Annotated in this window: 31 protein-coding genes and 2 pseudogenes; 15 read left to right on the forward strand and 18 right to left on the reverse strand. The window is 64.4% G+C overall.

Annotated features, from left to right (window positions below; translation table 11 throughout):
* Positions 1-238 precede the first annotated feature (238 nt).
* Positions 239-1162, forward strand: coding sequence for an SDR family oxidoreductase (locus tag AC1DJW_RS05915; protein WP_476900980.1), 924 nt, complete (start codon positions 239-241; stop codon positions 1160-1162).
* Between the two features lie 62 nt (positions 1163-1224).
* On the opposite strand, the gene AC1DJW_RS05920 is transcribed toward AC1DJW_RS05915, so the two are convergent.
* The 3 genes from AC1DJW_RS05920 to AC1DJW_RS05930 form a co-directional block, all read right to left on the reverse strand.
* A complete protein-coding gene (locus AC1DJW_RS05920; RefSeq protein WP_476900916.1) occupies positions 1225-1488 on the reverse strand; it encodes a hypothetical protein in 264 nt (87 codons plus the stop codon).
* A gap of 191 nt (positions 1489-1679) precedes the next feature.
* Positions 1680-3074, reverse strand: a complete 1395-nt coding sequence (locus AC1DJW_RS05925; protein ID WP_476900917.1) for a M20/M25/M40 family metallo-hydrolase — start codon at positions 3072-3074, stop codon at positions 1680-1682.
* A 60-nt stretch (positions 3075-3134) separates the two neighbouring features.
* A complete protein-coding gene (locus AC1DJW_RS05930) occupies positions 3135-4529 on the reverse strand; it encodes an Nramp family divalent metal transporter (RefSeq protein ID WP_476900918.1) in 1395 nt (464 codons plus the stop codon).
* Between the two features lie 493 nt (positions 4530-5022).
* Here AC1DJW_RS05930 and AC1DJW_RS05935 point away from each other — a divergent pair, with 493 nt between their 5' ends.
* A complete protein-coding gene (locus tag AC1DJW_RS05935; protein WP_476900919.1) occupies positions 5023-5523 on the forward strand; it encodes a DUF6328 family protein in 501 nt (166 codons plus the stop codon).
* Positions 5524-5851: 328 nt separating this feature from the next.
* Here AC1DJW_RS05935 and AC1DJW_RS05940 read toward each other — a convergent pair whose 3' ends face one another.
* The gene (locus AC1DJW_RS05940) at positions 5852-6043 is read right to left on the reverse strand and encodes a hypothetical protein (RefSeq protein WP_476900920.1); all 192 of its coding nucleotides are present in this window, start codon (positions 6041-6043) and stop codon (positions 5852-5854) included.
* A gap of 117 nt (positions 6044-6160) precedes the next feature.
* Here AC1DJW_RS05940 and AC1DJW_RS05945 point away from each other — a divergent pair, with 117 nt between their 5' ends.
* The 3 genes from AC1DJW_RS05945 (at position 6161) to AC1DJW_RS05955 (ending at position 7484) form a co-directional block, all read left to right on the forward strand.
* Entirely contained in the window at positions 6161-6436 is a 276-nt protein-coding gene (locus AC1DJW_RS05945; protein WP_476900921.1) for a MerR family transcriptional regulator, read from the forward strand.
* 12 nt (positions 6437-6448) lie between these two features.
* Entirely contained in the window at positions 6449-6673 is a 225-nt protein-coding gene (locus tag AC1DJW_RS05950) for a hypothetical protein (protein WP_476900922.1), read from the forward strand.
* A 607-nt stretch (positions 6674-7280) separates the two neighbouring features.
* A complete protein-coding gene (locus tag AC1DJW_RS05955; protein ID WP_476900923.1) occupies positions 7281-7484 on the forward strand; it encodes an Hsp20/alpha crystallin family protein in 204 nt (67 codons plus the stop codon).
* Between the two features lie 347 nt (positions 7485-7831).
* Here AC1DJW_RS05955 and AC1DJW_RS05960 read toward each other — a convergent pair whose 3' ends face one another.
* The 3 genes and pseudogenes from AC1DJW_RS05960 to AC1DJW_RS05970 form a co-directional block, all read right to left on the reverse strand.
* Positions 7832-8284: a hypothetical protein gene (locus AC1DJW_RS05960; protein ID WP_476900924.1), complete on the reverse strand. Its 453-nt coding sequence runs from the start codon at positions 8282-8284 to the stop codon at positions 7832-7834.
* A gap of 133 nt (positions 8285-8417) precedes the next feature.
* Complete coding sequence (locus AC1DJW_RS05965; protein ID WP_476900981.1) at positions 8418-8597, reverse strand: hypothetical protein; 180 nt, start codon at positions 8595-8597, stop codon at positions 8418-8420.
* Positions 8598-8688: 91 nt separating this feature from the next.
* Positions 8689-8898, reverse strand: a pseudogene (locus AC1DJW_RS05970) (SRPBCC family protein); the annotation flags it as partial.
* A gap of 607 nt (positions 8899-9505) precedes the next feature.
* On the opposite strand from AC1DJW_RS05970, the gene AC1DJW_RS05975 reads away from it, so the two are divergent.
* Positions 9506-9775, forward strand: a complete 270-nt coding sequence (locus AC1DJW_RS05975) for a YegP family protein (protein ID WP_476900925.1) — start codon at positions 9506-9508, stop codon at positions 9773-9775.
* A gap of 156 nt (positions 9776-9931) precedes the next feature.
* Here the strand turns inward: AC1DJW_RS05975 and AC1DJW_RS05980 are convergent, their stop codons facing one another.
* A complete protein-coding gene (locus AC1DJW_RS05980) occupies positions 9932-10141 on the reverse strand; it encodes a CsbD family protein (protein ID WP_476900926.1) in 210 nt (69 codons plus the stop codon).
* 541 nt (positions 10142-10682) lie between these two features.
* Here AC1DJW_RS05980 and AC1DJW_RS05985 point away from each other — a divergent pair.
* Positions 10683-10949 (forward strand): DUF7218 family protein, encoded by a 267-nt coding sequence (locus AC1DJW_RS05985; protein ID WP_476900927.1) that lies wholly within the window; start codon positions 10683-10685, stop codon positions 10947-10949.
* A 235-nt stretch (positions 10950-11184) separates the two neighbouring features.
* On the opposite strand, the gene AC1DJW_RS05990 is transcribed toward AC1DJW_RS05985, so the two are convergent.
* The 3 genes and pseudogenes from AC1DJW_RS05990 to AC1DJW_RS06000 all read right to left on the reverse strand — a co-directional run bounded on the left by AC1DJW_RS05990 (position 11185) and on the right by AC1DJW_RS06000 (position 12889).
* Positions 11185-12093 carry a carboxylate-amine ligase gene (locus AC1DJW_RS05990; protein ID WP_476900928.1) on the reverse strand — a complete coding sequence of 303 codons (909 nt, stop codon included), beginning with the start codon at positions 12091-12093 and terminating at the stop codon, positions 11185-11187.
* Positions 11975-12318: pseudogene (locus tag AC1DJW_RS05995) on the reverse strand (glutamate-cysteine ligase family protein); the annotation flags it as partial. The gene AC1DJW_RS05990 and the pseudogene AC1DJW_RS05995, both read right to left, overlap by 119 nt.
* Positions 12319-12382: 64 nt before the next feature.
* A complete protein-coding gene (locus AC1DJW_RS06000; protein WP_476900929.1) occupies positions 12383-12889 on the reverse strand; it encodes a hypothetical protein in 507 nt (168 codons plus the stop codon).
* Here AC1DJW_RS06000 and AC1DJW_RS06005 point away from each other — a divergent pair.
* Complete coding sequence (locus tag AC1DJW_RS06005) at positions 12888-13145, forward strand: hypothetical protein (protein ID WP_476900930.1); 258 nt, start codon at positions 12888-12890, stop codon at positions 13143-13145. The genes AC1DJW_RS06000 and AC1DJW_RS06005 overlap by 2 nt on opposite strands.
* A gap of 473 nt (positions 13146-13618) precedes the next feature.
* Positions 13619-13924: a hypothetical protein gene (locus AC1DJW_RS06010; protein ID WP_476900931.1), complete on the forward strand. Its 306-nt coding sequence runs from the start codon at positions 13619-13621 to the stop codon at positions 13922-13924.
* Between the two features lie 511 nt (positions 13925-14435).
* Here the strand turns inward: AC1DJW_RS06010 and AC1DJW_RS06015 are convergent.
* Positions 14436-14672, reverse strand: a complete 237-nt coding sequence (locus AC1DJW_RS06015) for a hypothetical protein (protein ID WP_476900932.1) — start codon at positions 14670-14672, stop codon at positions 14436-14438.
* A gap of 144 nt (positions 14673-14816) precedes the next feature.
* The gene (locus AC1DJW_RS06020) at positions 14817-15254 is read right to left on the reverse strand and encodes a VOC family protein (protein WP_476900933.1); all 438 of its coding nucleotides are present in this window, start codon (positions 15252-15254) and stop codon (positions 14817-14819) included.
* 163 nt (positions 15255-15417) lie between these two features.
* Between AC1DJW_RS06020 and AC1DJW_RS06025 the strand changes: the two genes are divergently transcribed.
* From AC1DJW_RS06025 to AC1DJW_RS06035, 3 genes are read left to right on the forward strand one after another with little or no spacing between them, the layout of a single operon-like run.
* Positions 15418-15609 (forward strand): hypothetical protein, encoded by a 192-nt coding sequence (locus AC1DJW_RS06025; protein ID WP_476900934.1) that lies wholly within the window; start codon positions 15418-15420, stop codon positions 15607-15609.
* A gap of 13 nt (positions 15610-15622) precedes the next feature.
* A complete protein-coding gene (locus tag AC1DJW_RS06030; RefSeq protein ID WP_476900935.1) occupies positions 15623-16228 on the forward strand; it encodes a DUF1214 domain-containing protein in 606 nt (201 codons plus the stop codon).
* Positions 16225-16887 (forward strand): DUF1254 domain-containing protein, encoded by a 663-nt coding sequence (locus AC1DJW_RS06035; RefSeq protein WP_476900936.1) that lies wholly within the window; start codon positions 16225-16227, stop codon positions 16885-16887. Before AC1DJW_RS06030 ends, AC1DJW_RS06035 begins: the two co-directional genes overlap by 4 nt.
* Positions 16888-17025: 138 nt before the next feature.
* On the opposite strand, the gene AC1DJW_RS06040 is transcribed toward AC1DJW_RS06035, so the two are convergent.
* The 3 genes from AC1DJW_RS06040 to AC1DJW_RS06050 all read right to left on the reverse strand — a co-directional run bounded on the left by AC1DJW_RS06040 (position 17026) and on the right by AC1DJW_RS06050 (position 21908).
* Positions 17026-19272, reverse strand: coding sequence for a transglycosylase domain-containing protein (locus AC1DJW_RS06040; RefSeq protein ID WP_476900937.1), 2247 nt, complete (start codon positions 19270-19272; stop codon positions 17026-17028).
* A gap of 339 nt (positions 19273-19611) precedes the next feature.
* Positions 19612-20388: a prolipoprotein diacylglyceryl transferase gene (gene lgt, locus AC1DJW_RS06045; protein ID WP_476900938.1), complete on the reverse strand. Its 777-nt coding sequence runs from the start codon at positions 20386-20388 to the stop codon at positions 19612-19614.
* Between the two features lie 62 nt (positions 20389-20450).
* The gene (locus AC1DJW_RS06050; protein ID WP_476900939.1) at positions 20451-21908 is read right to left on the reverse strand and encodes a DHA2 family efflux MFS transporter permease subunit; all 1458 of its coding nucleotides are present in this window, start codon (positions 21906-21908) and stop codon (positions 20451-20453) included.
* A 97-nt stretch (positions 21909-22005) separates the two neighbouring features.
* On the opposite strand from AC1DJW_RS06050, the gene AC1DJW_RS06055 reads away from it, so the two are divergent.
* Entirely contained in the window at positions 22006-22545 is a 540-nt protein-coding gene (locus AC1DJW_RS06055; RefSeq protein WP_476900940.1) for a MarR family winged helix-turn-helix transcriptional regulator, read from the forward strand.
* A 692-nt stretch (positions 22546-23237) separates the two neighbouring features.
* Here the strand turns inward: AC1DJW_RS06055 and AC1DJW_RS06060 are convergent.
* Together AC1DJW_RS06060 and AC1DJW_RS06065 are read right to left on the reverse strand one after the other, a co-directional pair.
* Positions 23238-23966, reverse strand: coding sequence for a hypothetical protein (locus AC1DJW_RS06060; RefSeq protein WP_476900941.1), 729 nt, complete (start codon positions 23964-23966; stop codon positions 23238-23240).
* Positions 23967-24412: 446 nt separating this feature from the next.
* Positions 24413-24610, reverse strand: coding sequence for a YegP family protein (locus tag AC1DJW_RS06065; RefSeq protein WP_476900942.1), 198 nt, complete (start codon positions 24608-24610; stop codon positions 24413-24415).
* A 1233-nt stretch (positions 24611-25843) separates the two neighbouring features.
* Here AC1DJW_RS06065 and AC1DJW_RS06070 point away from each other — a divergent pair.
* Positions 25844-26146 carry a DUF3040 domain-containing protein gene (locus tag AC1DJW_RS06070; RefSeq protein ID WP_476900943.1) on the forward strand — a complete coding sequence of 101 codons (303 nt, stop codon included), beginning with the start codon at positions 25844-25846 and terminating at the stop codon, positions 26144-26146.
* 232 nt (positions 26147-26378) lie between these two features.
* Positions 26379-26741 carry an SPW repeat protein gene (locus tag AC1DJW_RS06075; protein ID WP_476900944.1) on the forward strand — a complete coding sequence of 121 codons (363 nt, stop codon included), beginning with the start codon at positions 26379-26381 and terminating at the stop codon, positions 26739-26741.
* Positions 26742-26823 lie beyond the last annotated feature (82 nt).

Below are 26823 nucleotides of genomic sequence, written 5' to 3' on the forward strand. Positions count from 1 at the left end.
CCGCCCGGGCTATGCGCGGAGGAACCCGGTCGATTCCCTCCGGCGTCATCGGACTCATGGGGGAATGCTGCCACCATGGGAATGACCAGGACCAGATGGAGGAACAGAGATGACCGAGAGCACCTTCCCTGGGGAGGACCGACAGTCCGGACGTTCGCTGTCCGGCGAGAAGGAATCAATGTCCAAGGGTCTCGATGCCGCCGACCTTGAGGCCACCGACCTGGATGAGGACATTGCGATGGCTTTGGAAAACCAGGTCATCGGGCACCCGGAGGTCCCGGACGGTGCGCAGGATCCCCGGACCCGATACCCGGATGGGACATTCGAGCCGCAGACCCAGGACTACCCGGGCTGGACGGACGCGATGCAGCCGCGCCCTGACCACGGGGAACGCACCTACGTAGGTCATCACCGCATGGAGGGGTTCCGGACCTTGATCACCGGGGCGGACTCTGGAATCGGAAAAGCCGCAGCCATCGCGTACGCCCGGGAAGGAGCGGACGTTGCCTTCACGTATCTGCCCGAAGAGGAACAGGACGCGGTGAACACGGTCCAGCTGATCGAAGACGCCGGCAGGAGGGCGCTGGCGTTGCCCGGGGACCTTCAGGACGAGTCCTTCTGCCAGGAGGTCATCGCACAGACCGTTGCCGAGTTCGGCGGGCTGAACGTGCTCGTGAACAACGCCGGCTATCAAATGACCACCAGCGAAGGCATCGAAGACCTCAGCAGTGAACAGTTCGACCGGACCTTCAAGAGCAACGTCTATGCCCTGTTCTGGCTGACCAAAGCCGCGCTGCCCCATCTGAAGCCGGGCGCCGCGATCATCAACGTGTCCTCCATCCAGGGCTACCACCCGAGCCCGAGCCTTATCGACTACGCGGCCACCAAAGCCGCCATCATCAACATGACGTTCTCGCTCGCAGAATCATTGGGGCCCCGCGGGATCCGGGTCAACGCCGTGGCGCCCGGACCGATCTGGACCCCGTTGCAGCCACCGACCCAGCCGCCCGAAAAGATAATGCACTTCGGCGAGGACACCCCTCTCGGGAGGGCCGGCCAGCCCGCCGAACTGGCAGGAACCTTCGTGCTGCTGGCCACCGCGGAAGCCAGTTACATGTCAGGATCCGTCGTCGGAATCACCGGAGGAAAGCACCTCGCCTAGAACACGTCCAGCGGAAAGGGGACCTCCCGCCACCGCCGGATGAACCGGTTTTCCCGCCGGCTTCATCTTCGACCGCCCGGCATGATTACGCGAGGGGTTTCGCTTCTCCTCGCGAGTTTGCCGAGGGTCCCGTCCAGGCCCTGCAGCAGTAGTGCCGCAGGACCGTAGGCCTCAAGCGCTCCGGCTGCGCCGAGTGCAGGCTGGCTGATCCCTCCGCAGGTGAGGCGGATGGCCCCTAAGTTGAGTCGGCCCGCGGCCTTGACATCCCAACCGGGATCTCCGACAAAGACAACATCTTCCGACCCTGACCCGAGGGGCGCGGTCATCCAGCAGGGTGAACGAGATGCAGCGCCGATCTTGTAGCCAGTCGTTCGCCTGCAAACCAACCATTTCCAGAGCGGTCAAACTCAAGTCTCCTCACCCGGTTCCAGACCCGTGACGTTTCCGTTCACTGGGTCCGGATTCGGCGAATTTGCCGGATGCCCGGGTGCACCGAGGGCTTGTGGTTGCCTGTGGTTCAAGGTTTTTTGCTCAGGGAGGCGAGGAACAGCGCTTCGGCCAGGATGGCGTTTCTAAGTTCTCCGAGGTGGACCGATTCGTTGGGGCCGTGTGCTCTGGAATCGGGGTCTTCGGCGCCGGTGATCAGGATCGCGCAGCGGGGAAAGCGTTCCGAGGGTTCGGCGACAAACGGGAAGGATCCGCCCGCACCCATGCGGACGGCTTGGGTTCCCCACGCTTTGCCCAGGGCCCACAGCGCTTTTGCGGCCATGGCACTTTCGCGCTCGACCCTGAACGGCATGCTCATGGAGCCGGGTGTGAACTTTACCTCTGCGCCGAAAGGCACATGCTCCAACGCGTGCCAGCGCATCGCTTCCATTGCCTCCCGCGGTTCGTTGCCAGATGGCAGGCGCAGGCTGAACTTGACCCTCGCGGAGGGCAGCAGGGTGTTGGCGGCCGTACCGACCGGTGGGGCATCGAGCCCGATGAACGACAACGCGGGCTTGGTCCACAATCGTGACGTGAGGGAACCCTTGCCCGTCAGTTCCAGGCCTGCCGGTACCCCGGCGTCGGCGCGGAAGCTGCTCTCGCTCAGCTCGGGCCCTTCAGCGTCTTCGCAGAGAAGACCTTCGACGCTGACGGACCCGTCCTGCGCGTGGAACGTGGCCATCAAACGGAACAGGACCATGAGGGCGTCGGGCACGGGCCCGCCGTACGTGCCGGAGTGAAGGGCATGGTCGAGCACGCGGACTTCGACCGTTCCGTCCACGAGTCCGCGCAGGCTGATGGTCAGTGCCGGGGTTCCGATTCTCCAGCCACCGGAGTCGGCGACGATGGCGACGTCGGCAGCGAGTTGTTGCCTCGCCTGGTCAAGGAGGGCACGAAGCGTCGGAGAGCCGGATTCTTCTCCCCCTTCGATAAAGATGATCAAGCCCAGGCCGCTATGAGCTCCCGCGACTTGGTCCACGGCCCGGAGCGCGGCCAGATGAATGAGGATGCCCGCCTTGTCGTCCGCAGCACCCCGCCCCCACAACCGGCCCCCGCTCCAGGTCAGCACGAACGGGTCGGTTCGCCATTGATCCACGGCACCAACGGGCTGGACATCATGATGCGCGTACAGCAGCACGGTCGGCATGCCCTCCGCCGCAGGCCGTCTGGCCAGAACGGCCGGTCCGCCCGCGGTGTTCCCCGGCCCCGCGCTGTGGATCGCCGCGTCTGGAAACCCGGCCTCCAGCAGTAGCTTCCGAACCTGCCGGGCACTCTCCCGCAGCGGCTCAGGGTCAAACCCGGGCCACGCAATCCCCGGAACGGCGACCAGCCTGGCAAGAATGTCCACATGCCTACGCATGCCTGAATCCACCGCGGACGCCAGATCTTCGATGATCTTCCCGGGGAGCTCTTCGGGCAGGTCCATGACGGCGAGGCTACCTGACGGAAGGCCCCGGAGTGTCAATCGGCACCTCCAACGACGGCATCAGGACGTTCCGGTGAGCGTGGTCCAGATGCCGATGGCTCCGGCGACGACCATGATGGCGGTGGTGGCCCAGCCCAGGGTCGCGGCGAGTTTTCCGTTGCGGTACTTGCGCATGAGGTCTTTGTCCCTCGCGATGAGCATCGTCACGATCAGGAACGGGGCCGCGGCGATCCCGTTGATGATGGCACTGAAGATCAGCAACCCGATGGGATCCGTGGCAAAGAAGCTGATGATGACACCGCCGATGGTTCCTACGCCCAGCAGCACGTAGAAGGCGGGAGCCTTGCCGGGTCGCCGGTCAAAGCCCCAGTCTTTACCCAGCAGGCCGGCGAGCCCGGCGGAACCAGCAGCCGCGAGGACGGGCACCGCGAGGATGCCCGAGCCGATGAACCCGGCGGCGAAGAGGAACTTGGCGGCCGGACCCACGATGGGTTCGAGTGCCTTGGCGGCGTCGGCCGCGGTCTTGACGTCCGTGCCGTTCCTGCCCAGGGTCGCGGCGGTTGCCGCCATGATGGCGAACATGACCAGGACCGAGAAGAACATCCCGGTGAACACGTCGGCGCGGGCGTTGCGGAGCTTATGCGCGGCCGGTGCCGGGGCTCTTTCCTCCAGGCTGACTGTTTGAGCCTCTCCGTGGTCTTCTTCGCGGAGTTCCTCGATCCGGTGCGCGCTTTGCCAGAAGAACAGGTACGGGGAGATCGTGGTGCCCAGCACCGCGACGATCAGGCCGAGGTAGTCCCAGCTGAACCGGAACTGCAGTCCCAATGTCCCCGCCAGAACGTCGGCCCAGTCCACGTTGGCGACGAACAGGACCGCCACATAGGCCAGCAGGGCCAGGCAGAGCCATTTGAAGATCCTGGAAATGATGGCGAAGCCGCCGGCGACGAGGACGACGGCTATGCCGATCCCGGCGATGGCGCTCCACATCTGGGCCGGGCCGGCCCCGAGCATTTCCATGCCCTGTCCGATGGCCATCAGGTCCGCCGCCGCGTTCAGCGTATTCGCCGCGAGCAGGGCGACGATCAGGATTCCGATCACCACCCGCGGTTTGCGGGAGAACTTCCGGCGGGCCAGTCTGCCCAGGCTGTCCCCGGTGGCCAGGGCGGTACGGTCGCAGATTTCCTGGACCGCCATCATCATCGGCAACGTCGCCGGGACCGTCCAGAGCATCCCGTTGGAGAACGTGGCCCCGGCCTGGGCGTAGGTCGCAATTCCCGAAGGATCATCATCGGCCGATCCGGTGACCAGACCCGGACCGAGCAAGCCGAGGAACCGCCGGACCGGCGACGCCTTCGTCTCGGAAGAGTCCTGCCCGGATCCGGAAGGATGTTCCCGCCGGTCCTCACCGGCCGTGGTCGCCAGAGGGTCTGGTTCAGAAGCCTGGATAGGGTCCACCGTCTTCTCCTGCTCTTCGCTGAGATGATAAGCATGCTTACTCTCCCCGTTAGGATCATCGTAAAGCAAGGACGGTTTCGGTGCGCAACTTCGGCGATTCTTTCGAACCCGGGCAGAGCGAAGGAATGGAAATCCGGCAACTGCAGGCGCGCCACCAGCCGGCGGTGTTTATCCGCCGCTACGGAATAACGTGATGCGGGAAGGTTTCGGACGTATCAACGCCGGTACGATCTTTCCCGGCCCCCGCCGGACACCGTGCGCGCAGTTGACAATGCGCCGCTCGAAGCCGGTCTTCACCCACGACGGTGACCCCTGTGTCCCTCCAGACCCAGCGCACGCCCAGGCGTCCACGAGCCGGCCATCGTCTATTGAGCGCCGACCAGCGCTTCGAGCTGCAGCTGTGCATCCTGGCCCGCGGTGCATACGCGGGCCTATGATTTGGCTCTGCCACCTATCTGAGTAGGGAACCGACACAACCATTGATTGGAAGAACATGCCCGAGGAAGACAAGGCCCCCATCGTTGATTACGAACGCGGGGAAACGGCCGCACAAAAGGCTGACCGCGACTGGGGGGAGCTATTGCAGGAAATGCGCGTCCTGGAGACAGGTACCCAGATCCTGGGTGGTTTCCTGCTGACGTTGCCCTTCCAGCAGAGGTTTTCGACCCTTGATGACCTCCAACGCACGTTCTATCTGGTACTCGTCCTCCTTGCCGCGGCGGTGATTGTCCTCGTGCTCACGCCTGTCGGTCTGCACCGCACCCGGTTTAGGGACCGGATAAAGGGGTTGTTGGTGGACAAGGCTGCCATCTTCGTGCGCACCGCGCTATGGGGGGCCGGTCTGGTAATGGCTGGAACCACGGCCTTCGTCTTCGACATCATCCTCGGCCACCTTGCCGGCATCATCGTCCTCGCGCCTCTGCTGATGATGGTCTCCTCCCTGTGGTTTATTTATCCGCGCAGTCTTCGACGCCATGGCAAGGACGGTACGTAGTGAACGACCGACATTGTTCGATGAGTCATCGAACAACCGGAGGTTGCGTTCCACAACCGGATGGTCTCCACCGGCTTGTGAGCAAATTTAATTCGACAACGCGCCCGCGGGTAGATGAAACGCTTAGGGCGAGGAGAATCAGTCGTCACCTAATTGCTGTTCTCGACGCGACCTCAAAGTGGCCAGGATGCCGAGGGGCTGGCTGGCATATTGGCTGACCAGTGTCTTCTTGAACCCCTAGAGCGGTTGGATGCTCTCCGCCTGGGACCACGACGCGCTCAGGACCCGGGAATCCTCCGCCAGACGTACCCGCAAACACCTCCGAACATCAACAGAAACCCAGGAGGCCCTGACCCGGAAGCTGCGCGGAAACGCCCAGAATCATCACTCCGAAACCCGCCAAGGCCAGGACGACGCCCGCGGACCAGCTGCCCGGGAGAGCACCCAGTCCGCCACCTGCCTGCTCCGGCGGCGCCCCGGCCGGGTGCTGCCGACCACCACAGCGATCCTGACCATCCAAACCACTCCTTCTTATTGTCGGCTTTTCACACACGATACGCCTTGCAGTGTCAGCGGGCCGGGGAAGCCGGCTAGCACCCCGCCAGACCGTCCGGCACGTCGGTATCACGGTCGGTGTGTGTTCGATCGGCTGCTGGAGCTCATCCCGGCGCGGGCGATCCGCGGGAGCCGCGAAGCTGAGCGCAAGGGACTGCTTGAACCAGGCAGGACCCACAGCGGGAACGATCTCATGTCACTGCACCGGATCGGTGAACTGCTGGATCTGGGCTTGAACCTGGCCGGCATCCGGATGGTCCTGGAACTGGAAGCCGCCAAACGGCGCCTGGATAGAGTCTTCAGGACCTCCCGGGCTCCTGCCGAGGGAACAGCAGGGGACGCTGGTCCGTTTATCTGAAGAGGACAAAAGATGGAACGCAAACCTGCCGCGCTGATTGTTCCTGCAAGCCTGGGCGAACCCGTCATCCTAGGCAGGCTGGACACCGATCCGGCCGCCCTGCGGCGGCTTGTCGGAGGCGACGTCGAATCAATCTCCCGCGGCGACTGGCATGTCTACCCGACGCGGCCCGCGGAACCGCGGTCTTCCTCGGCAACGCCGGCCCGGCCGCCGAATCCGACGTCCCGGCATACCTGAGCCGGCGCGCCCGGGAACTCTTCGGAACCCCGCTGGCCGCCTAGACATTCACACGATTCCAGGACAGAGGCCATAGACTCTCCCGTCGCCGTCCCGAAAAACAGGTACAGGCCACTCTGGCCAGGATTCCGACATCCTTGTTTACTTGTGAGCATCGGCCATAAAGGAACAGGCCTGGCCTGCCGGCCCGGCCGCCAGACGGGGCCGGCGACGGAGAATCCTTGGAGCCCGGGGGCTCGGATTCTCAACTCAGGCGTCGCCGGCCCCCGGGGCCAGGCTGAAAATGGCCATTTTCAACGAACAGTCACTGGGTCCCCGCCGTTGGAAGTCCCGCCTCTTGATGACCCCCGTCGTTGAACGGGGTAAATGACGGGTTCTGGCGTGGATGCCGTTCGACAGTGAAGCAATGACCGGAAACCCGGGGCCTCTGCCGACGAACGGCAATTACGGGCCGTCGGGCCGCGGTGCCGCCGCGTCTCAGGCGAGTGGAACAAGGAATCAAGGACAACGTTCTGACTGTCGGGCCGGATTGCCTGGCATTGCCCGGACTCGGACGTGGAGATTTCCCTGACCGAGGGTCAGCTGCAGATCCGGGGCCGAACGCAAGGTGAGGACCGAACAGAGGGATGAGGGCAGTTATCGCTCGGAATTCCGCTATGGATCCATGTACCGGTGCATCCCCTTGCCCAAGGGTGTGAAGGAGGGGGACGTCACTGCTGTGTACAAGAACGGTGTCCTGGACGTCAAGGCACCCGTCCCGGAGACCGGCGTCGAAGCAACACAGCAGAAGATCCAGATCTCCCGCGGCTAGGCTGGAAAATAGCGGAGGCCACCGGCACTGACCCCGCGGGCCACGCCCGGTAGCCCAGGTCTCGGGATCGGTGCCAAGGCGGCCGTGCACGGATTGGACCTGCGCTTGACGGCCGTCGCCGGATCGGGCGAACGCCCCGTTGAACCGGCAGACACCGACGGCTGGCGCTCTCCGTGCGCTGTTCCGCATTCGCCGCCACGGGCGACGCTCGCTTTTTCCTTCGCGCTAGGAACGCAGAATTGCCTCGTTTGGCGCCTCATGACAGCGTAAGGGGGTACCGGGCCGCTTGGTGCGGTGATCGGAGATGCCCCAGGGTGCTCTCCGGAGCGCTGGCACCGGCTCCCTTGTCACAAGGCTGCAGCGGACCGGCGATTTCCGGTGCGGGGAAGTTCCATTTGGAAGCCGCAGTGGCAGTGCAGCACCTGGGTTTGCAGGTATGCCTCGAGCAGCCGGTGTTCGGTGTCGGTGCGTTCGGAGGCGAGTCTGTGTGTTCCCGGTGTGCCCAGTGTCATGGGCTCTCCGCAGTGGGTGTAGTAGCCGGGTGGTTCATGCGAGGGGCCGGGAAGCATCCTTGCGGTGATTTCCGGGTCCAGTGAGTTCTGCTGGACCGGGTGGGCGTAGAAGCCGTCGCATCCGGTGCAGGTGTAACTAACGTCCATTTTGCCGGACGGTCCGGCGGCGGGGACGCGGATCGTCTCGATGATCAGGAACTCGTCAGTGCCGCAGGTATCGCACCATGGGCGGTCGCCGGACCGGTGGGCGGCCCCGTAGGTGGAGGAAAAAGTGGTCTTGGACGTCATTGTCGTTCCTTCCTTGAAGGTGGCACGGGTAACGCGGGCAGGGTGTTCCACTGCGGGCGGCTCTTCGGGTGGTTGCTTCCGAGGATCCAAGGGGGCGGGCCACGGCGAGGGCTCCTTGGCACCGGTCAACCGGCTACGCGCCCGGGGGGCCGTCGACCTCGGCTTCGGTGATGCTTCCCCGCCAGGCGCCGGTTTCGACTTCGCGGGCCTCGATGAATTCCTTGAAGTGTTGCAGGTCTTTCTTGACCTGACGGTCGTCGAAGTGAACCGACGCGCCGAGGTGTTCGAGTGTTGTCTGTGGTTCCCAGGTCATGGTGACGGTGATCCGGGTTTCGGTGGTGCTCAAGGGCCTGAACGAGATGGTTCCGGAATTGCGGGGGGCCGGCTGTGCTTTCCCAGCTGATGGTGTCATCGGGGATCTGGGCCGTGATTTTGGTGTCGAACTCGCGCTGGATCCCGGCGATGTCGGTGGTGAAGTGCGCGGTGGTTTCGTCGAGTTGCCGGACGCTCTCGACGCCGTCCATGAAACGCGGAAATTCCTCGAATTGCGTCCATTGGTTGTAGGCCTGGCTTAACGGGACGTTGACGTCGACCGATTCCAGCACGGTTGCCATGACTGTTTCGCTCCTTCAGTTACCGGCCCGGCCCTGAACGGTTCGCAGGCCATGGGCCTCACCTCCACGCTAGGACGATCTTCAGGCCGGGACAAGGCCGCATCCCAGGGACGGGTGAGCCTGCGCATCGCGGCCGGGAGACTGGGATTGATTCCATCGCCCCACGGTACACGAGGACGAAACCGGGCGCCCTGACGCACGCGGGGCCTCATCGAATCTGCAGCGAGGTGGTCACGATGGTCAAATCACTTAGGCCGGGGGAACGCCCTAATATGTCGGGCAGGATTCCGGTCGTTTCGCCTCAGGATTTTTGCTGCGGCGCATGTGGGGCCCCGGCGGATTCAAGACTGGCGCTGTTCACACCGCACTGTCTCGGCGGGGGCCCGGGCCGGGAAATCCCCGTGACGCTCAGGTTCACCTGCGCCGAATGCGGAGCGTCCACGACGTTTCCGGTCCCGGCAGGGTGGGTGCCCGAGGGCTGGGAATGGTACGACTGAGCCGGAACAGCCTGTCCTAGGGCCGGTCGTGGGTGCCTGGAGCAGTGATGCTCAGTAGACTTGGTTTGTCTCTTTTCACACGCGGATGTGCCGGACGGGAGGCAAATGTCATGGCCGGCTATTTTGAACTCATGGATGCCCCCGATGGCGGGTACAGGGTGGCGTTGGTGGATTCCGAGGACTATCTGGTGGCAATGTCGGTGACCTTCCCCGACGGGAGTGCCGCAGCAAAGGGCATTGCCAACATCAGGGAAATCGCCGGGACAGCCATGGTCAGGGACCGCAGGCACGGTCACGACGAACTGGCCACCCACCGGAAACGCCATGCCCCATCCCCGCGGCACGGCGTGGAAGACGTCAGGAAGGCAGCAGGACGCTGACCGGCCCTGACAGCGGGCAGTTGAGCCGCGACGGATGCCTGAGTGCCCGGCCGTGGTGAAGCGCTGCGGCTGCTGTTCCGATGGCCAGACCCCGGCGATGGTCCCGAGGCGCAGGGCGCACCTGACCTGGCCGAAACCACTGGCCCGTGGACGCCGTCATTCTTCCTTTAAGCGGTCCGCGATGTCTTCCGTGATGTCCTTGGCTGCTTCCTTTGCCTGGTTGCCGGTCTCTTTGACGTGTGCGGCTGCCTGCTCGGCTTTGCCCTTGGCTTCCAGGCGCACGTTTCCGGTGGCGTGGCCGGCCATTTCCTTGATCTTGCCTGCCGTTCCTTCGGCGGTGTGCTTGAGTTTGTCACCCAGTCCCATGGCGATCTCCTTAGACCCGGTCCTCATGTCCGGCCGTGACGGAGCGCCGGGCACGTTCCAATTTTAGGCTCCCCGGCCAGGCCGATCCAGTGACGCCGGCCCGTTCCAGAACGGACTAAAAACATAACCGACAACCGTTTCCGGGCCGGCCCGGAAACGAACTTCGTAAAAGGCTTGTGGGCTTTCGGCGCCACTAACCCGGACCTAGACTTGAACCGCGGAAGCGATGCGGCCCGGAACGGGCCACCCTGAATCACTTGATTCCCAGGAGCACATGATGAGCGAGTTTCCCCGGAACCCAACCCAGGACCCGACTCTGGACCCCGCCCGGGAGCCCGAACCGGCCCCGCTCCCGGGACCGTTGCCGCCCGTCCCGGGTCCCGGACTCCCGGGTCCGTTTCCATCACCGGATCCGGTACCGGTGCCCACCCCTCCGGTCCCGGATCCGGATTCCGATCCTGAGCTGCCGCCCTTGGCCCCGGTGGGGTGAACCGAGCACGACGAGCCCGTGACGAACTTCTTACCGAAGGAGTGAGATAGCATGCCGAACAAGAAGAATCCGAGCCTGAAAGACCCGGAGTTGTACGAAGAACTCAGGAAGGACGGCGCCTCCAAAGAGAAGGCCGCCCGCATTTCGAACGCGGCAGCCAAGGAAGGACGCGGAACCGTCGGCAGCCGCGGAGCCAATGCGGAAGACTACGACGAACGAACCGTCGCCGAACTCAAGGCCCGGGCCAAGGAACTGGGCCTGCACGGCTATTCCGGCAAGAACAAAACCGAGCTCATTGAAGCCCTCCGCAACCACTGAGACCTTCGGTCAGCCGAGCCCGCGATTCGCCAATGGGCTGTCTCAGTTCCAAGGCCAGCCCACAGGACGACTTGGCCTTACCAGTAGCGAAGACCGGACCTGGCCCGGCCGCAACAGGCGCGGCAGGTGCTTCTTCTGCCCTGTTAAGGTGCCATGGCACTTTCGGTCCGGTCGAGCATTCCGGGACAGGTCGGGTGGTCTGCTTCCGTCGTGAACGGCCGGGCCATGACGACTCTCATATCGATTCTTTTTCCGACGACGCCGTGTCGATGTCTGGCCGCCCGCCTTCGTGGGTGGCGGAAACAACGGCCGCGACAACATCGGCGGCGATCCGCCGTCCGAAGGCGTGGCGCTGCACACGCTCGCCTGTTCCACGCGACAACATGTCGGCCAGACCGGCACTGGCCAGCATGAGGTCTCCGGACTGCACCACGGCATGGCGGACATGGCTGATCAGCGCCTCGACAGCCATTGCTGCGGGGCAGGGCCGTCCATCGAGGGGTCCGATCAGCATTCCGTTCACCCCGAAACGGCTCGCCTGCCAGTTCCAAAGCCGGAGCGTGCCGGTGTCCACGGCGGGGGGAGCGGTACCGAGCCGCCATTCCCGGGCGGAGGTTTCAACCAAGGCCCGGATCACGGCGGCGAGGACGGCGGCGTCCTCGGCGTACAGGCAGATGTCGGCGACCCTGATCTCCACGGTGGGGTTGTCTTTCGAGAGCCTGGCGTCGAAGTAGACCATGGCCTCGTCAAGGAGCACCCCTGTCCCGATGAGCCCCGCTATTGCGCGGTCGTAGCCGGCGGCGGAACCGAAGACGTCGGTCGGGCCGGCGGTGGGCCATTTGCTCCACATTTGCGTGCGGTAGCTGGAAAAGCCGGTGTTCTCGGCCTTCCAGAACGGCGAGTTTGCGCTGAGCGCCAGAAGCACCGGGAGCCAGGGCCTGATCCTGTCCAGCACTCCGACGCCCCTCGCGGGACTCAATGGAAACGTGCACGTGGAATCCGCACGTGATCTGCTCCCGGGCCACCACGCCGAACCGCTCCGCCATAAGCGAATGCCTTTTGTTCCCCAGGGTCGGAGTCGCGGAGAACACCGACGGGGTTGCGGTCGCGGCGATTCTGGCACCCAGGCCGCGGGCCGCCGCATCCGCCAGGGCCCGCCGGCGAGGATTTCGGTCAGAAGCTCATCCACGGTCCCGCATGGCCTCGTGTTGACCTCGATCTGCTCCTGCTTGAATTCCGATTTCAAGACGGGCCCGGAGCCCATCGTCACGACAGTAGCCAAAATGCTTCCGGCCAGCGGCACAGGCAGTCCGCTTCCCGCCGCAACAATCAAGAGCTCTTCCTCAACCCCGATCGTGCGCATCCGCATCTCCTAACGAACAGCGGTTACCCGAGGGAAAGGTACGCGAGGGCAAGCCCTGGCGTCGTCGCCACTACGTGCTCCCGGCTCCCTCCTGGGGACGGTGGAGTTGCTGTTCGAGTTTGGCCTCGGCGTCGTGGCGGCGGCGCGCTATGACACGCATTTGATGTGTGGCCGGGCTACCGGCGTCATCCATCAGCATGGCCGGCGGCCGTGACGTCCGATGTTCGGGATGCGCCGGGATCGACGGCTCTTTGTTTTCATCCATGCCTGCATCATCCCACTGCGCCCTCCCGGGCAGAAGGCTTATCCAGGACGACCCGGTTCCCATCCTTGTCGGCGGGGACCGGGCCTTCGACCATCCGGCCTCGGCCGTCGGGTGTCGCAACCCCGCCCGGTGTTCGACGATCTGGTTGATGGTTCTTAGCTTGATCCGGCGGCGTGCCCGGACAATCCATTGGACCCTGCGGGAGTGATAGATTTCGTGGAAGCGGGCCTTCGGGCCGTGTGCGCGGCCGTCGGAGCCTTTGGAGTCCACCACACCGTTGTAATGATTGATGTTCAGGAAATGGTGGGCCATGGTGATCTCGCACTTTCAACGGTTTCTTGCCGAGGCAACCGTCCGGGATCCCGGGGCGCGCGAACTCCTGGAGCGGGAGAGCTTCTACGGCCTGTACATCAGTTGGTGCCTGCTCCACGGGATCACCCCCGTCCCGGACACCGACTTCCACGCCGGCATGCGACGCTGCGGCATCGACATCGACCACAGCGGACTGACGATGACTGGACCTGCCGCGGCCGACTACATCCTGTCCAGCCACCCCGACCTCGACTGAACGGTCCTACCGCCGGCCGATCCACCGCTTACCCCTCACGTCAACGGGTTCAATCAGTTCGGGCCCGTTGTTGCGCACGGAATTGACCCCTTTCGCTGACGACCCGGGGCACGAGATGTGCTTCCGGCATGGAGTCCAGCAGGGCGCACACGGCCTCGGACGTGGTGTCATGTCCGGGGGCACGATCGGGGGGGACGGTCCCCAGCGTGCGGTAACCCGCTTCCGCGTCACCGGCTCGCTGCGGGAACGTCGGGCGTAGCATTTTCGGTTCCTGAGCAAGCCCCCCAGGGCATGAATGAACAGCGGGCGCCTCGTTCCCCGCAGCGACCACGGACGGCCCCGACAGCCCCGACAGCCCAGGGATGATCCCCTCGGCGATGAACCACATCTGCACCCGATGTGGCAGGAACCATACCGAGCGAGGGCCCGAAGGCTGGGCTCCTCCGGGATGGCAATGGTGACTGACCGGCCCCGTGGATTCCACCACGGCTGCAACCATCGATGATCGGAGTTGCCGGGCCATGGTGATCTCGCATTTTCAACAATTCCTCAGCGAGGCAACGGTCCGGGACACGGGGGCGAGTGAGCTGTTGCGTCCGGACAGCCTCTGCGGCCTGTACACCAGCTGGTGCCTGATCCACAGGATCAACCCCGTCCCGGACACCGACTTCCAGGCAGGCATGCGCCGATGCGGCATCGACATCCACCACAGCGGGATGGCGATGACCGGACCTGCCGCGGCCGACTACATCCTGGCCAGCCAGCCTGACGCCGGCTAAACGAACTCCAGCTCGCGCATTGCCCTCATCGGGAGATCGCGAGGACGGGCCCCGTCAAAGACGACAGACACGTTTATCTGCGGAGCCCGGGAGGCTCGGCGCGAATCCCCGGATGTTTCCACGCACCCGGGGATTGGGTGCGTGCACGCAGCACTCTCCGGCGGCGCTTTCAGCACGGGCGGACATTTCCGGAGCCATCAATCGTCAAGAAGTTGTCCCCGCGCGGCCCTGACCTGCGAAAACAAGTAGGTTACGCGTGCAATACCCCGCGCCGGGTGTTGACTTGAATCGGAATCGGCGTGGACCGGCCCGCCCACCGTTGGCCGGTTATCGGACGGGCCGGCGACGAAGAGAGCGTCCAGTTCCTGGTGCCTGAGCTCTCGACCCCAGACGTCGCCGGCCCCTATTGTGCCCTGCCAATCGCCGCGCGACACCTCGAGCAAAGGGCCGATTTCCCGGGTACATCGCGCCGCTGCAGAGAAGTACCCGGCGAGGATCCTCACAGTTCTGTTCAGTCTTCGGAAGGCTCGTCTGCGACTTCTGGCGCTCGGGCCTCTTCTTCGTAGGCGTATGGCCATTGGCGGCGCACCGCGACCTCGTCCCAGCCGCCCTGCAGGCGGTTGTGAGCCCGATTTGCGAGGATCTCCAGGGACCGCACAATTTCCCCGGGCGGTAGCTCGGGCCTGCCGGCGAAGTACCCCAGCAGTATATTCACGGCGGTCGCTTCCTGCGGTGTCATTCGAGCCATACGGTAACCGTAGAACGCGCGGACCGGCTCAGGAAGCGTTCGTGGCCAGTTCGATCTTTTCTTCGACCACCCGTCAGCCGACCCTTCACCGGGGACAGTTCGACCCTGAGCCCTGTCGTGCGGCCAATTGGGCCGAGGTAGGTGTCAGTCTTTCTTCAGTTCCTCGGCGAGCATCACGAGGATTCCGCTTGGGCCGCGAAGGTACGTGAGTCTGTAGACGTCTTTATAGGTCGCCACCCCGCGTAGCGGATGGCATCCATGCTTCGCAGCTACGTCAAGGGCCTTGTCGATGTCGTCTACCGAGAAGGCCACGCGGTGCATGCCGATGTCGTTGGGACGAGTCGGGCTCGACTCGATCGCTTTGGGGTGGATGTATTCGAAGAGTTCAAGTCGACCATGTCCGTCTGGGGTCTGGAGCATCGCAATGTTCGCGTGGTTACCATCAAGTCCGACAGCAGTATCGGTCCACTCCCCGCTGACCGTGTCACGGCCGATGAGTGTAAGGCCGAGATCGGTGAAAAAGGCGATTGCTGCTTCGAGATCGCGAACGGCGATACCGACATTCTCAAGTTTGATAGCCATGCCTTGAAAGCTACCAAGGCGGACCGATCAGCTCCAGTAGCGATGCGCCCTGGCTATCCGTTAGCCGATCCTTTGCCGGACTTCTCCACAAGGGCCGATGGCTAACAACCCGACTGCCGTGCCGCCAAGTAATGTGGCCAAGTAAGGAAGAAGGAGAGGACGTATGCCCGGGGATGAGCAAGAATGGTCGACCGAGTCCGAACGGCCGAACAGAAAAGAAGGCAAGCGGTGGTTTCGACGTAATCAGTCCGGCCCGGGATGGCATCCTAGTTCCTGGCAGGGCTGGCTGATCCTCGCGGTCGTCGTCGCCGCGATCGTCACCCTTGTCGTGCTGCTCAGAACCGGGTTGCTGTGATGCGGGTGTCATCGTGAGCGGCTTCCTCGCCTGGATGGCGGGTTCGGGCATCGTGCAGGGGGTGATCATCGGCCTGACCTTCGCGTACCTGACCACGATCGTGGTCTTGGGCGCGGTGGCGAAGGCCGAGACGAGGACCGTCAACGGTTGGAGCACGATCCGTAAGGCCGGTCGTCCCGGGAACGGGCTCCTGGTGCGTGCCGCACTGCAGAAGGCTCTGCCGGTCGTCAACGTGTTCGAAGAGGCCGCCTACTGGACGGCGACCAGCGATGAGGCAGGGAGGCGCCTCAGCGGCGAGCATGTCTATCGTCTTCACTTCCCGGCAGATCAGCTTCCCCCGAATGACGCCTTCTGGTCACTCACCGCGACGGACACGGCCGGCTACATGATCAGCGGGCGGGCGGGCCGGTCGAGCGTGGACAGCCACTCCGGTCTTGTGAAGAACGCCGACGGCTCGGTGGCTATTCTGCTGCAACCACATCAGCCATCTGACACGGCACAGAACTGGGTAGCTACGCCGGCGGGTCGGTTCAAGCTCATGCTCCGTGCCTATCTGCCAGGAGCCGCAATCGTGGACGGCGAATACGAGGTCCCGCCGGTCCTCGAGGTCCGGTCATGAATCGCCTGATCCTGAAATATGCCGCCCCGGTCACGATTGCCATTCTCGCGATCTTCGCGTGGGTCATCTATCGGCGGGTCGCTGGTGGCGGCGTGTACGCGATCGTCCCGCTGGCCGTGACGGCTGTGATCGTGTGGGTGCTTGGAGCGTTCGTCTTCATCTATTTCTGGCCGCGGATCACGGTCGGCGGTTTCAAGCGGATATTCGTGGTGCGCGGGTTGGGCGGCGGTCCAGTCCCCGTGAACACGCTCTATGCCGTGCCGGAGAGTCCATCCCGGTCCGCATCGTCCGGCAGCGTCATCGCGACGGGGACCGATGATGTCCTCTACCTCGGCGGCTGGCTGGATGTGAAGGCCGGACCGCGAGTGCTGCACGTACCCGAAATGGGCGGCCGCTACTACAGCGTGCAGTTCACCGACCCGACCAGCGGGGCTAACTTCGCCTACGTCGGCAAACGCACCACCGGAACCGGCCCCGGCGACTTCATCCTTTGCGAACCCAACTGGGACGGCGAGACGCCGCAAGGCATGGCCCGGATCGACATACCGCACCACGCCGCCCTGCTCATCGGCCGGGTGTTCGTCGCCGACGAAGACGACCGAGGTGCGGCCTACGCACTCGCGAAACAGATCCAGCTCACACCATTAGGACGACCCTGAGGGTTGGCGTGAGCCGATCACGCCGCGTTCCAGGAACCCACCCGCATCCAACCCCGCGACCCAAGAGGATCAAGCGCACGGCGGGGATCCTTCGCGGTCCCGTTCGAGGCGCGGCTTGGCTTGCCGACGTGAGGGGTATCAGCCCTTCCCGCCGGTGGCCTGGTTGCTGTTGCGGGTCTGTGGCGAGTTGCCGCCGATGAGGTTCTGGGGCGGGGCGTCGAAGTCGCCGTGGTCGTAGAGACCGACGACCTGTTGCATGTACTGCGCCCATTGGGGTCCGGCGATGTAGGCGCCGTCGACCAGTGGGTAGTATTTGCCGTTGACCGTGATGTCGCGTCCGAGCCGGGAGGGACCGCCGTTGAAGGGGTCTCCGAAGAAGGACGCCGTTGCCAGTCCTTTGGTGTAGCCGAGGACCCAGGTCTGGTTGTTGTACTGGTTGGTTCCGGTTTTGGCGGCGTCCGGGACGCCGAGCTTCTGCGGGATGAGCAGGCCGGAGCCCTTGGTGAGGACGTCTTGGAGGACATTGGTGGTGGCCTTCGCGACATCCGGTTTCAGGGCGTTCGGCTGGCACGCGGATGCCTGCCCTCCGATTCTTTTGCCCGTGGCGTCGTCGACTTCGGCGATCGAGATGGGTGCGCAGTACGTGCCGTCCGCGGCGAAGGTCGCGAAGGCGTTGGCCATCGTCAGGGGGGCGACGTTCTGGCTGCCCAGGATGTTGCCCAGGGTCGAGAGGTCGATTTTCTTGTCGTTCCCGTCGCCCAGGTGCAGGCCGATGGCGTCGGCGGCCCGCTGGACGTCGCAGAAGTCGTTCAGGCCGGCGAGGGACGCGAACGTCGCGGTGTTGATTGAGTTGTAGATGCCCTGGCGGACGGTCATGGGCCGGTACCAGCCGGGTTCGTCGTTCTGCAGGTCCGTGGAGGGTGGAAGAGTGCTGTCGAACCAGCCATGGACGGGGCCGCATGTGGTCTTCCACGGGTAGTTGACGCCGTAGCGCCGCTTTGACGCGTCGACAATCTGGTTCGTCGTTTTGCCCTCGCCGAGCCAGGCCGCGAGGGTCACGGGTTTCATGGTCGAGCCGGGCTGCATGCCGCCCACGCCGCCCAGGTCATTGCCGTTGGCGTCCGCGCGGTCGACGTTGAAGTTGTAGGTCGAGACGAAGCCGGTGCCCTGGCCGGCGAGCGTGCGGGAGTTCTGCGCCATGGCGAGGACCTTGCCTGTGCCGGGCTGGACGGTCACGAGGGAGGCTCCCCATTTGTCCGGGTTCGCCCCTGTCGTGGCGTCGACCTGGGCCTGGGCGGGTCCTTGGAGTCGGGGGTCCAGGGTGGTCTTGATGGTCAGGCCGCCGCGCATGATCTTCTGGATCCGGTCATTCTCTGTCGCGCCATAGGCGGGGTCGTTCTGGATCTGGTGGAGGACGTAGTCGCAGAAGTACTGGGCCTGGACGGCGTAGGCGCAGCCCTGCTTGGGCGGGTTGATCTTGAGCTGGATCGAGGTATTGACGGCGTCGTCGTGTTGCTGCTGGTTGATGTAGCCGTGCTGGAGCATCGCATCGAGCACCAGGTCCCGCCGCGCCTTCGACGCCTCGGGGTGCTGGGTCGGGTCGAACAGGGAAGGGCCGTTGACCAGGCCGGCGAGCAGGGCCGCCTGGGGCACGGTGAGGTCCTTGGCATCGACGGAGAAGAAGTACTGGCTAGCGGCCTGGATGCCGTAGGCGTTGCCGTTGAAGGAGACGATGTTGAGGTAGCCGGCGAGGATCTGGTCCTTCGTGAACTGCTTCTCGAGGCCGATGGCGAGCTTCATCTCCCGCAGTTTGTCGCTGATGCTCTTCTGGCCGTTGAGCACGACCTGGGCGTCCTTGCCTTGGGCGATGAGGTTCTCGTTGAGCACGTTGGTCACGTACTGCTGGGTCAGCGTGGAGGCGCCCTGCCGGGCCCCGCCGCTGTTCGTCACGAGGGCGCGCAGGATGCCTGTCGGGTCGATGCCCCCGTGCTGGTAGAAGCGGTAGTCCTCGATCGCGACGATCGCGTTCTTGATGTTGGGGGACATCTGATCGAGGGGAACCTGGGTGCGGTTCTCGTTGAACAGCGTCGCGATCTGGGATCCGTCTGCCGCGAGGACCCTCGTCACCTGCCCGGCAGGGGCCACGGTCAGCTCGCTGGGCAGTCCGTTGAAGAACTGGGCCGAGCCGTTCGCTGTGATCCCGGCCACGGCTGCGGCGGGCACCATCAGGCCGGCCACGAGCATCCCGCAGACGGCGCTCACGCCGAGGAAGACCAGGATCCGGCCGAGAGTTGTTCCCGTGTCCAGGAGCGGGTTCCTGCCGGAGGCCGCGGCGGCCGGCACGGGGGTCCCGGCCGGATTGGACCCCGCACCGTGCGGGAGCACACCCCGTCCACGCCTCAGGGGGCGAATTCGTATCGGTATCCGTCTGAACATATCTTCCTCAGCTTCTCTGGCGATGGATCGTGTGGGTTCTGGCGTAGCGCCCCGCGCCTCTCAAGCGCCCGGGTGGTGGGCGTTGACCGCAAATCGGGCACGTGGACTGGGTGTGGGCTGGGTCGGGTCCGCGCCGTCATAACGGCTTGGCACGGCAGTCATACCGGCACGGCAGGTCAGCCGCCGGCCGTCAGCGGTTCAGCGGAGTCCGGGGCGGAGTCCCCGGGCACGGCCTTCGAGCGTTTGCGCCGGAACAGCAGGCAAACGAGACGGCGCCCGCGAGGAAGATCAGGGCGGCAACCAGGTGTTCACCCGGAGCCCGAGAATCAGGTTGGCATAGTCGGAGCGCATCAGTTCAAAAGCGAAGCGTCCTGCCGTGTACCCGGCAACGTAGAGGGAGAACACGCTTCCCGCCCCGAGAGTGAAGCGCCGGTCCACATACAAAGGAAGCAGTCCGACGACGACGCACCACAGTGATTCGTAGAGGAACGTGGGCTGGAAGTAGCCCAGGATCACCGGGGCGCCCGAGGGATCGGTCACCGCCGACCCGGTGGCGGGGTCCATCTGATGGATCTGGAGTTTCCACGGCAGCGACGTGGGATCCCCGTAGAGCTCGTTGTTGAACCAGTTACCCCACTGGCCCAGGGCCTGGGCAAAAACCACGCCAGGTGCCACCGCGTCCAGGAACGCAACCAAAGACACTTTCGCCCTGCGGCAGCCGATCCACGCCCCCACTACCCCCAGGGCCACGGCGCCCCAGATCCCCAAGCCGCCATCCCAGATGGCAAAGGCATTCCACGGATTCTTCCCCGGCAGGAAGTACAGCTCTGGGTCGGTGATGACGTGGTAAATCCGGCCCCCGATGATCCCCGCGGGTACCGCCCAAAGGCAAATGTCCAGCACCTGCCCGGGCGCACCGCCCCGAGCGGTCCACCGCCGGGAAGTGAACCAGGTGGCCACCACGATCCCGGCCAGGATACACAGGGCGTAGAAGTGGATGGTCACCGGGCCCACGTGAAAGGCGCTCACCGTCGGGGACGGAAGGAATGAATCAGTGGCAGTCATGGAGGTTCGGGATCCTGTTCGGGAGGTTAGGGCAAAAACAGTCTTGCTCGGCAACCTTGCGGTCAGCCGGGTTCCGTACGGCCCTCCGGGTCCGGAACAACCCTGGGGCGGGTCCGCCGTCCCAGGAAGGACAGTACGGCTGCCGCGGCACCCAGGACCGCAAAAAGTGCCACGGCCATCCGGAAGCCAAGTCCGGAAACCGCCGGCGCTCCGGCACTGTTGCCCAGGGCGTTGGCGAGCGAGTACGCGACGGCGCCCAGGGCCACGCCAAGGGAGGTTCCGACGCCCCTAGTCATGTTCAAGACGCCGCTGACCATGCCGGCCTGGTGGTCGTGTCCGGCCGCTGCCACGGACGCGTTGTTGGCCGGGGTGAACAGGCCCAGGCCCAGGCCCATGGCCGCGAGGGCGGTTGCGGTGACCCACAAATCATGGGAGGAAAAAACCAGCACGGCCAGCGCGGCCGCGGCCAGCCCCATACCGGCCGATGCCGGCACCCGGGCACCGAACCGGTCCGCCAGCAGACCTGCAACGGGGGCAACGAGTCCCAACGCGACCGGGAGGACCGTCAGCAAAAGCCCGGCCTGCGCCGGCGGAAGGAAATACTCCGATTCCAGGTGCAGCGGCGTGACGAAGAGGACCCCGAACAGCACGAGATAGCCCAGCAGTCCCGTCGCGACGCCCCGGCTGAAGGTCCCGGACCTGAAGAGCGTCAGGTCCACCAAGGGGTGTCTTGCCCCGCGTTCGCGCAGGACAAAGAGGACGAAGAGAACCAGCGATCCCCCCAGCAGCCCAAGAACGGTGAGGTTGCCGAAGCCGAGCCTGGACGCCTCTGACAAAGCCAGGAGCAGGGCACCGACGGCTGGCATTAGGGCCGTGAGCCCCGGCCAGTCGAGCCGGGCTCGGGGGGCCTTGACGTGGGTGCGCGGGAGTAGGAACCAGCCAAGCAGCAGGCCGATGACACCCGCGGGGATGTTGACGAAGAACACCCACCGCCACCCGCCTAGACCGATGAGGAGGCCGCCGACGGAGGGGCCCATGGCCAGGCCGATGGCCTGCGCGGCACCTTGGAGGCCGATGGCCTTGCCGAGTTTCGCGGTCGGCATGCTGGTCCGGATCAGGGCAACACTGTTGGCCTGCAGCATGGCCGCGCCAACCGCCTGGACGGCCCTGGCCACCAGGAGCCGGGTGATGTCGGGGGAAAGCGCGCACCCCAGGGAAGCGAGGGTGAACATGGCGAACCCATAGGTATAGAGCAGCTTCCGCCCCGCCATGTCCGCCAGCCGGCCGACCGCGGAGATGCTGCCCACCAGCACCAGGAGATAGATCAGCGCCACCCACTCCACCTGGGCGAGGGAGGCGTTCATGTCAGACCTGATGCTCGGCACGGCCAGGGTCACGATGCTGGCATCCAGCTCCCCATGAATGCGCCGATACACACCGTTGCCACGACCAGCCACGGCGCGCCGGGCCGTCGCCGGATCCAGTCCGGTCTCGCCGGTTCCCGCCACAGCTTCCCCCACCCGGTGGGTGAAGCGGCGGCGTAAGGGGCCGCGCCTGAAGGGAGTTGTTCGGTCACAGAACTATTCTATAGGGGGACTACCGGGATAGGCTAACGCGATGAACACCGTCGATGCCTCCGCCCCGGCCACCGACCCGGCCGTCCGTGAGTATGCCGGCGCCGATGCCTGGTCGCTGACCGGCGTGATCACGCGCCTGCGGCGGGTCCTGCGCTCCAGCGTGCGGCAGGAGTTTCCGTGGGAATCCCTTCCCATGGCCCAAGTAGAGGTACTGCAGCGCCTCGCCGAGGAGCCCGGAATGGGCGTCAGTGACCTCGCCGACCGTCAACGGCTGGCGACCAACACGGTCAGCAGCCTCGTCCAGCAAATGGTCACCGCAGGACTGCTCGAACGCGCCCCCCGTCCAGGGGACCGCCGGGCCGTGAACCTGAGCCTGACGCAGAACGGCACGGAGATACTGGCAGCATGGCAGGCCGCCAACGACCGGCGACTCGGCCAAGCCTTGGAACGGCTCCCGGAGGCCTACCAAAACGCAATAGAAGACGCCGTCCCTGCCCTGGCTGCCCTCGCCGCGCTGCTGGAAACCGACGACCAGACCCAGACCAGGGACCAGCCCCCGCAAGACGGGACCCGGCCATGACAGGCACTCCCCGGCCGCTACGTGTCAGCGCTCACCGTCCTTCTCGCCCCCGCACTGGCACTGCCTGCCAGCCCTGGTGGTGGATCCTCACCGCCCTGTGGACCGCCGTCGCCTGCCGTCGGGCCTTCAACGAACACCAATCTCGCGCCCGGGAACATCCGTAAAAGCGCGACTTTGTCCAAACCGGCACCGATCCATGGCATCCGGGAAGCTTGCCCGACGAAGTGCTGAACGGGCCCCACTGATCGCATACGCCCTCCTGATGAGTCCAAACTGGACTCAACGGTTGCCCTTACCTCCAAGCCAGAGGCGGACTCAAACGCGGGATGTAGGCAGCCTTTGCGACCCCGGTCCCGCCGAATCCCCTGGACCTGGTAAGTAGGGCATCGGATAGAGTGCACTGATTCAAGTAGCGGTCACTCGCGATCGGGCTGGTCATTATTCAATAGTGTCTATTCCAATGACGTTTGCCCGACAGTGATTCGGCGGTCGATTGGGGCATAGACGTGGTTTTATCATCAAATCCGCAGTGATCCCTGACCCTGCTCAACGGGTGGACGCTGACCCAGGCCGGTCGGCGCGACACCCGTGCTTAGCTGGCTATCAGTAAATCACGTAGACGCTTGGCTGGAGTGTCCCAGTCGAGTTGAGTTCCTGGGCGACGTGCTCGAGGTCCTCGGGCGCGTAGGCGTTCAGGCCTGGCCTTGGGCTGCGGCCGTGTCCTTTGCAGCCTGTTGCCGGTCCCACACGTAGGAGCTCTGTTTGCTGGCGCCGACGGCGAGGGCGGCGTCCCTCCGGCCGGTTCCTTCTTGGCGCAGGCGCAGGTAGTGAATCTGTTTCGCCGATGGGCCTCGCGTACCGACGGAGACCAGGTCGGCGGCCTTGGCCCAGTTGTGGCAGGTGGAGTGGTTCAGGCCCAGTTGCCGGGCTGTCGCGCTGACGTTGCCGACTTCGCGCAGCAGACCCAGGAACTCCTCAATCACCGCCGACGGGTGGCGTTGCGCAGGAGCAGCCCTCACAGTTCCTGTGGCCCGTGGTTTTCTCCTGGCAGGATTGACCTTGCCGGCCCAATCGTGAGCGGTGCTGATGTTCAATCCCAGCTCCTGGGTGGCCGCGGTGATGGTGCCCATCCGGTCCAGAACGGCATAGAAGTGGTCCTTGTCCGCCTGGCCATACTGGCGCTGCGGCCTGATCCCGGCGGCGTTCGCCCACTTTTGGCAGGTACTCCTGTTGATGCCGGGCTCCTGAGCCGCCTCGGCGACAGTTCCCAGACGCGCAATGGCGGAAAGGAAATCCTGTCTTTGCGCCCGGGTGTGGGACTGCTGGGAACGCTTCCCAGGTTCCCCGGCGCTCGACGCCGGTTCTTCCGTAAAAGGAGATTTTTTCCTTAAGGAAAGACTATTTTTCGATGGTGATTCCATGGGTGTTCAGACTCCCGATTATTCGGGGGCGTTGCAACGATCACTAGAACTCGCCCGAACGGTCAATCAGTTTTGCCGTCTCCCGTCAGTTTAAAGTTGCCGCTTATTATCGGTCCCTGGATAGGGCCATGAACGGTACATTCGGAAAAACATTCACTCTTGTGTCGTTCTGCTTCATTTTTGCGCCCACAGCGTACAGGCGAGAGGCACGGCAGTCGGCAAAGGGTCACCTAAGCCCACATCGCACCGCCGAGCTGGAATCAGGTCGTCCGTCCATCGCCCACACTGGGCCCAGACGGCAAAGCGATCCTCTTCGCTGGCTGTCTCGTGTTGACGTTCAGGCAGCCTTATTCCGGTGGACGGCAGGGCCTGGGGCATCGGCTGAGTGGTCAGCCTGGTATCGCGGAGTCATGAACGGGAGGAGCGGGATCTGACCTGTGTGGCGGTCAGTGGACGGGGGTTTCGGGGCAGAGGTCGGTGATAAGTCCCATCCCGGCATACTCGCGAACGGCCGTGATGCCGGCGACAGCAGCGGGTTTGTCGGGAAATGACCTGGAAAGGGCCATTACGGTGCCGTCTTTTGCTTTGAGACGGAATCTGAAGCTCATGTTCTCGTCTGCGAAGAGTTCGAAAGTACCGGTCACGGGCATCCTCCTAGATCGGGAAACGAGCCGCGTGGTCTTTACTTGTCAGGTCCGGGGAGCGGCTTTGCGTCCCGGCCATCAGGTCGTCATTGCGATTCTTTACGTCGTTTGTGAGGTCCACCACACGCGGACGAAACTCAGGGTACTGGGCGCTCGGCCTGCTGGCGAGTATTCCGGGGGCGATGGAATGTAAGGCGACTGCCACACACCAAGCACAAAACGCCCGGTAAATCCGGTGGCCGGACCGCGCTCAAAACGTCGGAGGAAAGGATTAACTAAGGCGCCGGCCGCACCTACGGATGGTGCCGGAATCATCGTGGAAGGCTCCTCGCTCTGGGTGGCTTTGGCCCCGGCTCCCACGCCGTCCCGCGGGGCTAGCCGCCAGGCCTTCAGAACACCGCTTTACGGTCGCACGGGCCGGAAGGTGTGGCAGCTCCGCGACAATGGCAGCCCGGATCCGGAGCGCGACCGCTGTGCATGGATCAGCCAGTGGACGCGGAGCGGGGCCCTGTTCGACGTAGTGGAGTGTGTGGTCCGGTCCACGTGCAGCCAGGACCACAAAGTTGAGGCGCCTTGCGTCCGGGTATGCCGGAACTATGGGTTATCGGTCGATGTCCAGCAGGTGTAAGAGTCAGCATTGTCCCTCACGTTCTCTATGATCGCTTTCAGAGTCCCCGCTGTCGCCGCTGCTGCTTCGGAACGGCTGACGGGTCTCGGGGTCGGTGCACGTGCGCTCCGATGGAGGAGACCACCCGTGTCTGGGCCAACACTACGTTAGGAACTCCCGAACGGAAATGCACCAATTAAAGTGATGGCATACGGTCAGTTACTGGCCGGCGTGGCGACCAAACGACCCCAAACTCCTTTCGTTTGTTGCACGCGTCACAGTTTGTTGTTTAGCCTCCTGGCCAGTGCTATAAAAAAATTATCCCAACCACGACATACGTTTGCTGGGAAGAATCCTTCAGTTTCTGTGCGGGAGTGAGGAAAGCATGGCGATTCGTTCCGACCGGTTCCGCCCTGTTCCGCGAACTCGGCGGGCTCGCCTAGCGGGTTGTTGTCGTGGCCTCCCGGCGGGCGGCCACGACAACCGGCAACGGGCGCGACGGGTGGAACTTCTCGTCACCTACGGGCTACCCGCAGCTATCCTCGATCCGGTGGAGATGGATGCCGAACACCGTCCGACCGTGACGGCGCCGTCGCAGACGACGGGGGAGGGGAGGAAGGCTAGCAATGCCGCTGTCGGACTATGAGCGCCGGCGCCTCCAGGCACTCGAAAACGATCTGGCTGCCGAGGACCCTGCTTTGGCGCGGGAACTTGGGGCGGGGACGCCTCCCCGGCTCTGGCTTCGCAGATGGACGGGCATCCTCGTGACACTCGTGGGTTTCGGTCTGTTGATTCTGGGTATCGCCGCCCACGTACCGCTTCTCGGGGTCCTGGGCTTCCTGTTCATGATCGGCGGTGCGTGCGGATACCCCCTGCGCTGGCCTGCCGGTTCCGGACCGGGCCACGGACAAGAAGCTTCGGGACGATGACGGTGCGCGGATCCCAGGGCCAGCCGTGGGAGCGGGTGCGTCGCCAAGGCGTTGGTTGTGCTCAAGCCTACGCCGGCCGCTCCGATGAGACGTGGGGAGGCCGTGCAGGCCTCCCCACCACCGGTCGACGCGCGGTGCCGCATGACGGCAACGAAACCGTCGACCAAAACATGGGGTCCCGGGTTCAATTCAAGAGAGCGCAGGACCGTTCATATCAAGAAGGTGGTTTCCTATGAAGAAATGGACACGATGGCAGGATTGGGTCACGGTCATCGCTGGGCTCTACGCTGTCCTATCGGTCATCTGGACCAAGGCCGCCGGTGGATCGACAGCCTTGATGCTCGTGTTCGGGGCTTTGCTGATCATCAGCGGCATCATCAATCTGGCCATGCCCGGAACGCCGGCCATGGAGTGGATCCAGGCAGCCTTTGGCGCGCTGTTGTTCCTTTCTCCCTGGTTCGGTTCCTACGCCATGCAAACTGGCGTTGCCTGGACGTCCTGGATCACCGGCCTGGTGGCGCTCGTCGTCACCGCGACGGCGATCAAACCCAGCACTGAGGAACACCGGCATCACGTGGTCAGACCTTCACACTGAACAGCCGAACCTGAACAGCGTGAGAACGAACGGCCGGACCATCGGCCGGCGAGACCGTAACTGGACCCGCCGGCCGCGACGG

The sequence above is a fragment of the Arthrobacter sp. 05L417 genome (assembly GCF_056397865.1).

Bases quoted from the DNA above. Each gene is read 5' to 3' on its own strand.
- AC1DJW_RS05950 (WP_476900922.1), top strand. From the start codon at position 6,449: ATGGAACGCAAACCTGCCGCGCTGATTGTTCCTGCAAGCCTGGGCGAA.
- AC1DJW_RS06015 (WP_476900932.1), bottom strand. From the start codon at position 14,672: ATGGCTCGAATGACACCGCAGGAAGCGACCGCCGTGAATATACTGCTG.
- AC1DJW_RS05925 (WP_476900917.1), bottom strand. From the start codon at position 3,074: ATGGACCTGCCCGAAGAGCTCCCCGGGAAGATCATCGAAGATCTGGCG.
- AC1DJW_RS05975 (WP_476900925.1), top strand. From the start codon at position 9,506: ATGGCCGGCTATTTTGAACTCATGGATGCCCCCGATGGCGGGTACAGG.
- AC1DJW_RS05915 (WP_476900980.1), top strand. From the start codon at position 239: ATGGCTTTGGAAAACCAGGTCATCGGGCACCCGGAGGTCCCGGACGGT.
- AC1DJW_RS06005 (WP_476900930.1), top strand. From the start codon at position 12,888: ATGGTGATCTCGCACTTTCAACGGTTTCTTGCCGAGGCAACCGTCCGG.
- AC1DJW_RS06020 (WP_476900933.1), bottom strand. From the start codon at position 15,254: ATGGCTATCAAACTTGAGAATGTCGGTATCGCCGTTCGCGATCTCGAA.
- AC1DJW_RS06075 (WP_476900944.1), top strand. From the start codon at position 26,379: ATGAAGAAATGGACACGATGGCAGGATTGGGTCACGGTCATCGCTGGG.
- AC1DJW_RS06055 (WP_476900940.1), top strand. From the start codon at position 22,006: ATGAACACCGTCGATGCCTCCGCCCCGGCCACCGACCCGGCCGTCCGT.
- AC1DJW_RS05990 (WP_476900928.1), bottom strand. From the start codon at position 12,093: ATGCGGCGGCCCGCGGCCTGGGTGCCAGAATCGCCGCGACCGCAACCC.
- AC1DJW_RS06000 (WP_476900929.1), bottom strand. From the start codon at position 12,889: ATGGCCCACCATTTCCTGAACATCAATCATTACAACGGTGTGGTGGAC.
- AC1DJW_RS06060 (WP_476900941.1), bottom strand. From the start codon at position 23,966: ATGGAATCACCATCGAAAAATAGTCTTTCCTTAAGGAAAAAATCTCCT.
- lgt (WP_476900938.1), bottom strand. From the start codon at position 20,388: ATGACTGCCACTGATTCATTCCTTCCGTCCCCGACGGTGAGCGCCTTT.
- AC1DJW_RS05965 (WP_476900981.1), bottom strand. From the start codon at position 8,597: ATGACCTGGGAACCACAGACAACACTCGAACACCTCGGCGCGTCGGTT.
- AC1DJW_RS06025 (WP_476900934.1), top strand. From the start codon at position 15,418: ATGCCCGGGGATGAGCAAGAATGGTCGACCGAGTCCGAACGGCCGAAC.
- AC1DJW_RS06035 (WP_476900936.1), top strand. From the start codon at position 16,225: ATGAATCGCCTGATCCTGAAATATGCCGCCCCGGTCACGATTGCCATT.
- AC1DJW_RS06070 (WP_476900943.1), top strand. From the start codon at position 25,844: ATGCCGCTGTCGGACTATGAGCGCCGGCGCCTCCAGGCACTCGAAAAC.
- AC1DJW_RS05985 (WP_476900927.1), top strand. From the start codon at position 10,683: ATGCCGAACAAGAAGAATCCGAGCCTGAAAGACCCGGAGTTGTACGAA.
- AC1DJW_RS05920 (WP_476900916.1), bottom strand. From the start codon at position 1,488: ATGACCGCGCCCCTCGGGTCAGGGTCGGAAGATGTTGTCTTTGTCGGA.
- AC1DJW_RS05980 (WP_476900926.1), bottom strand. From the start codon at position 10,141: ATGGGACTGGGTGACAAACTCAAGCACACCGCCGAAGGAACGGCAGGC.
- AC1DJW_RS05960 (WP_476900924.1), bottom strand. From the start codon at position 8,284: ATGACGTCCAAGACCACTTTTTCCTCCACCTACGGGGCCGCCCACCGG.
- AC1DJW_RS05935 (WP_476900919.1), top strand. From the start codon at position 5,023: ATGCCCGAGGAAGACAAGGCCCCCATCGTTGATTACGAACGCGGGGAA.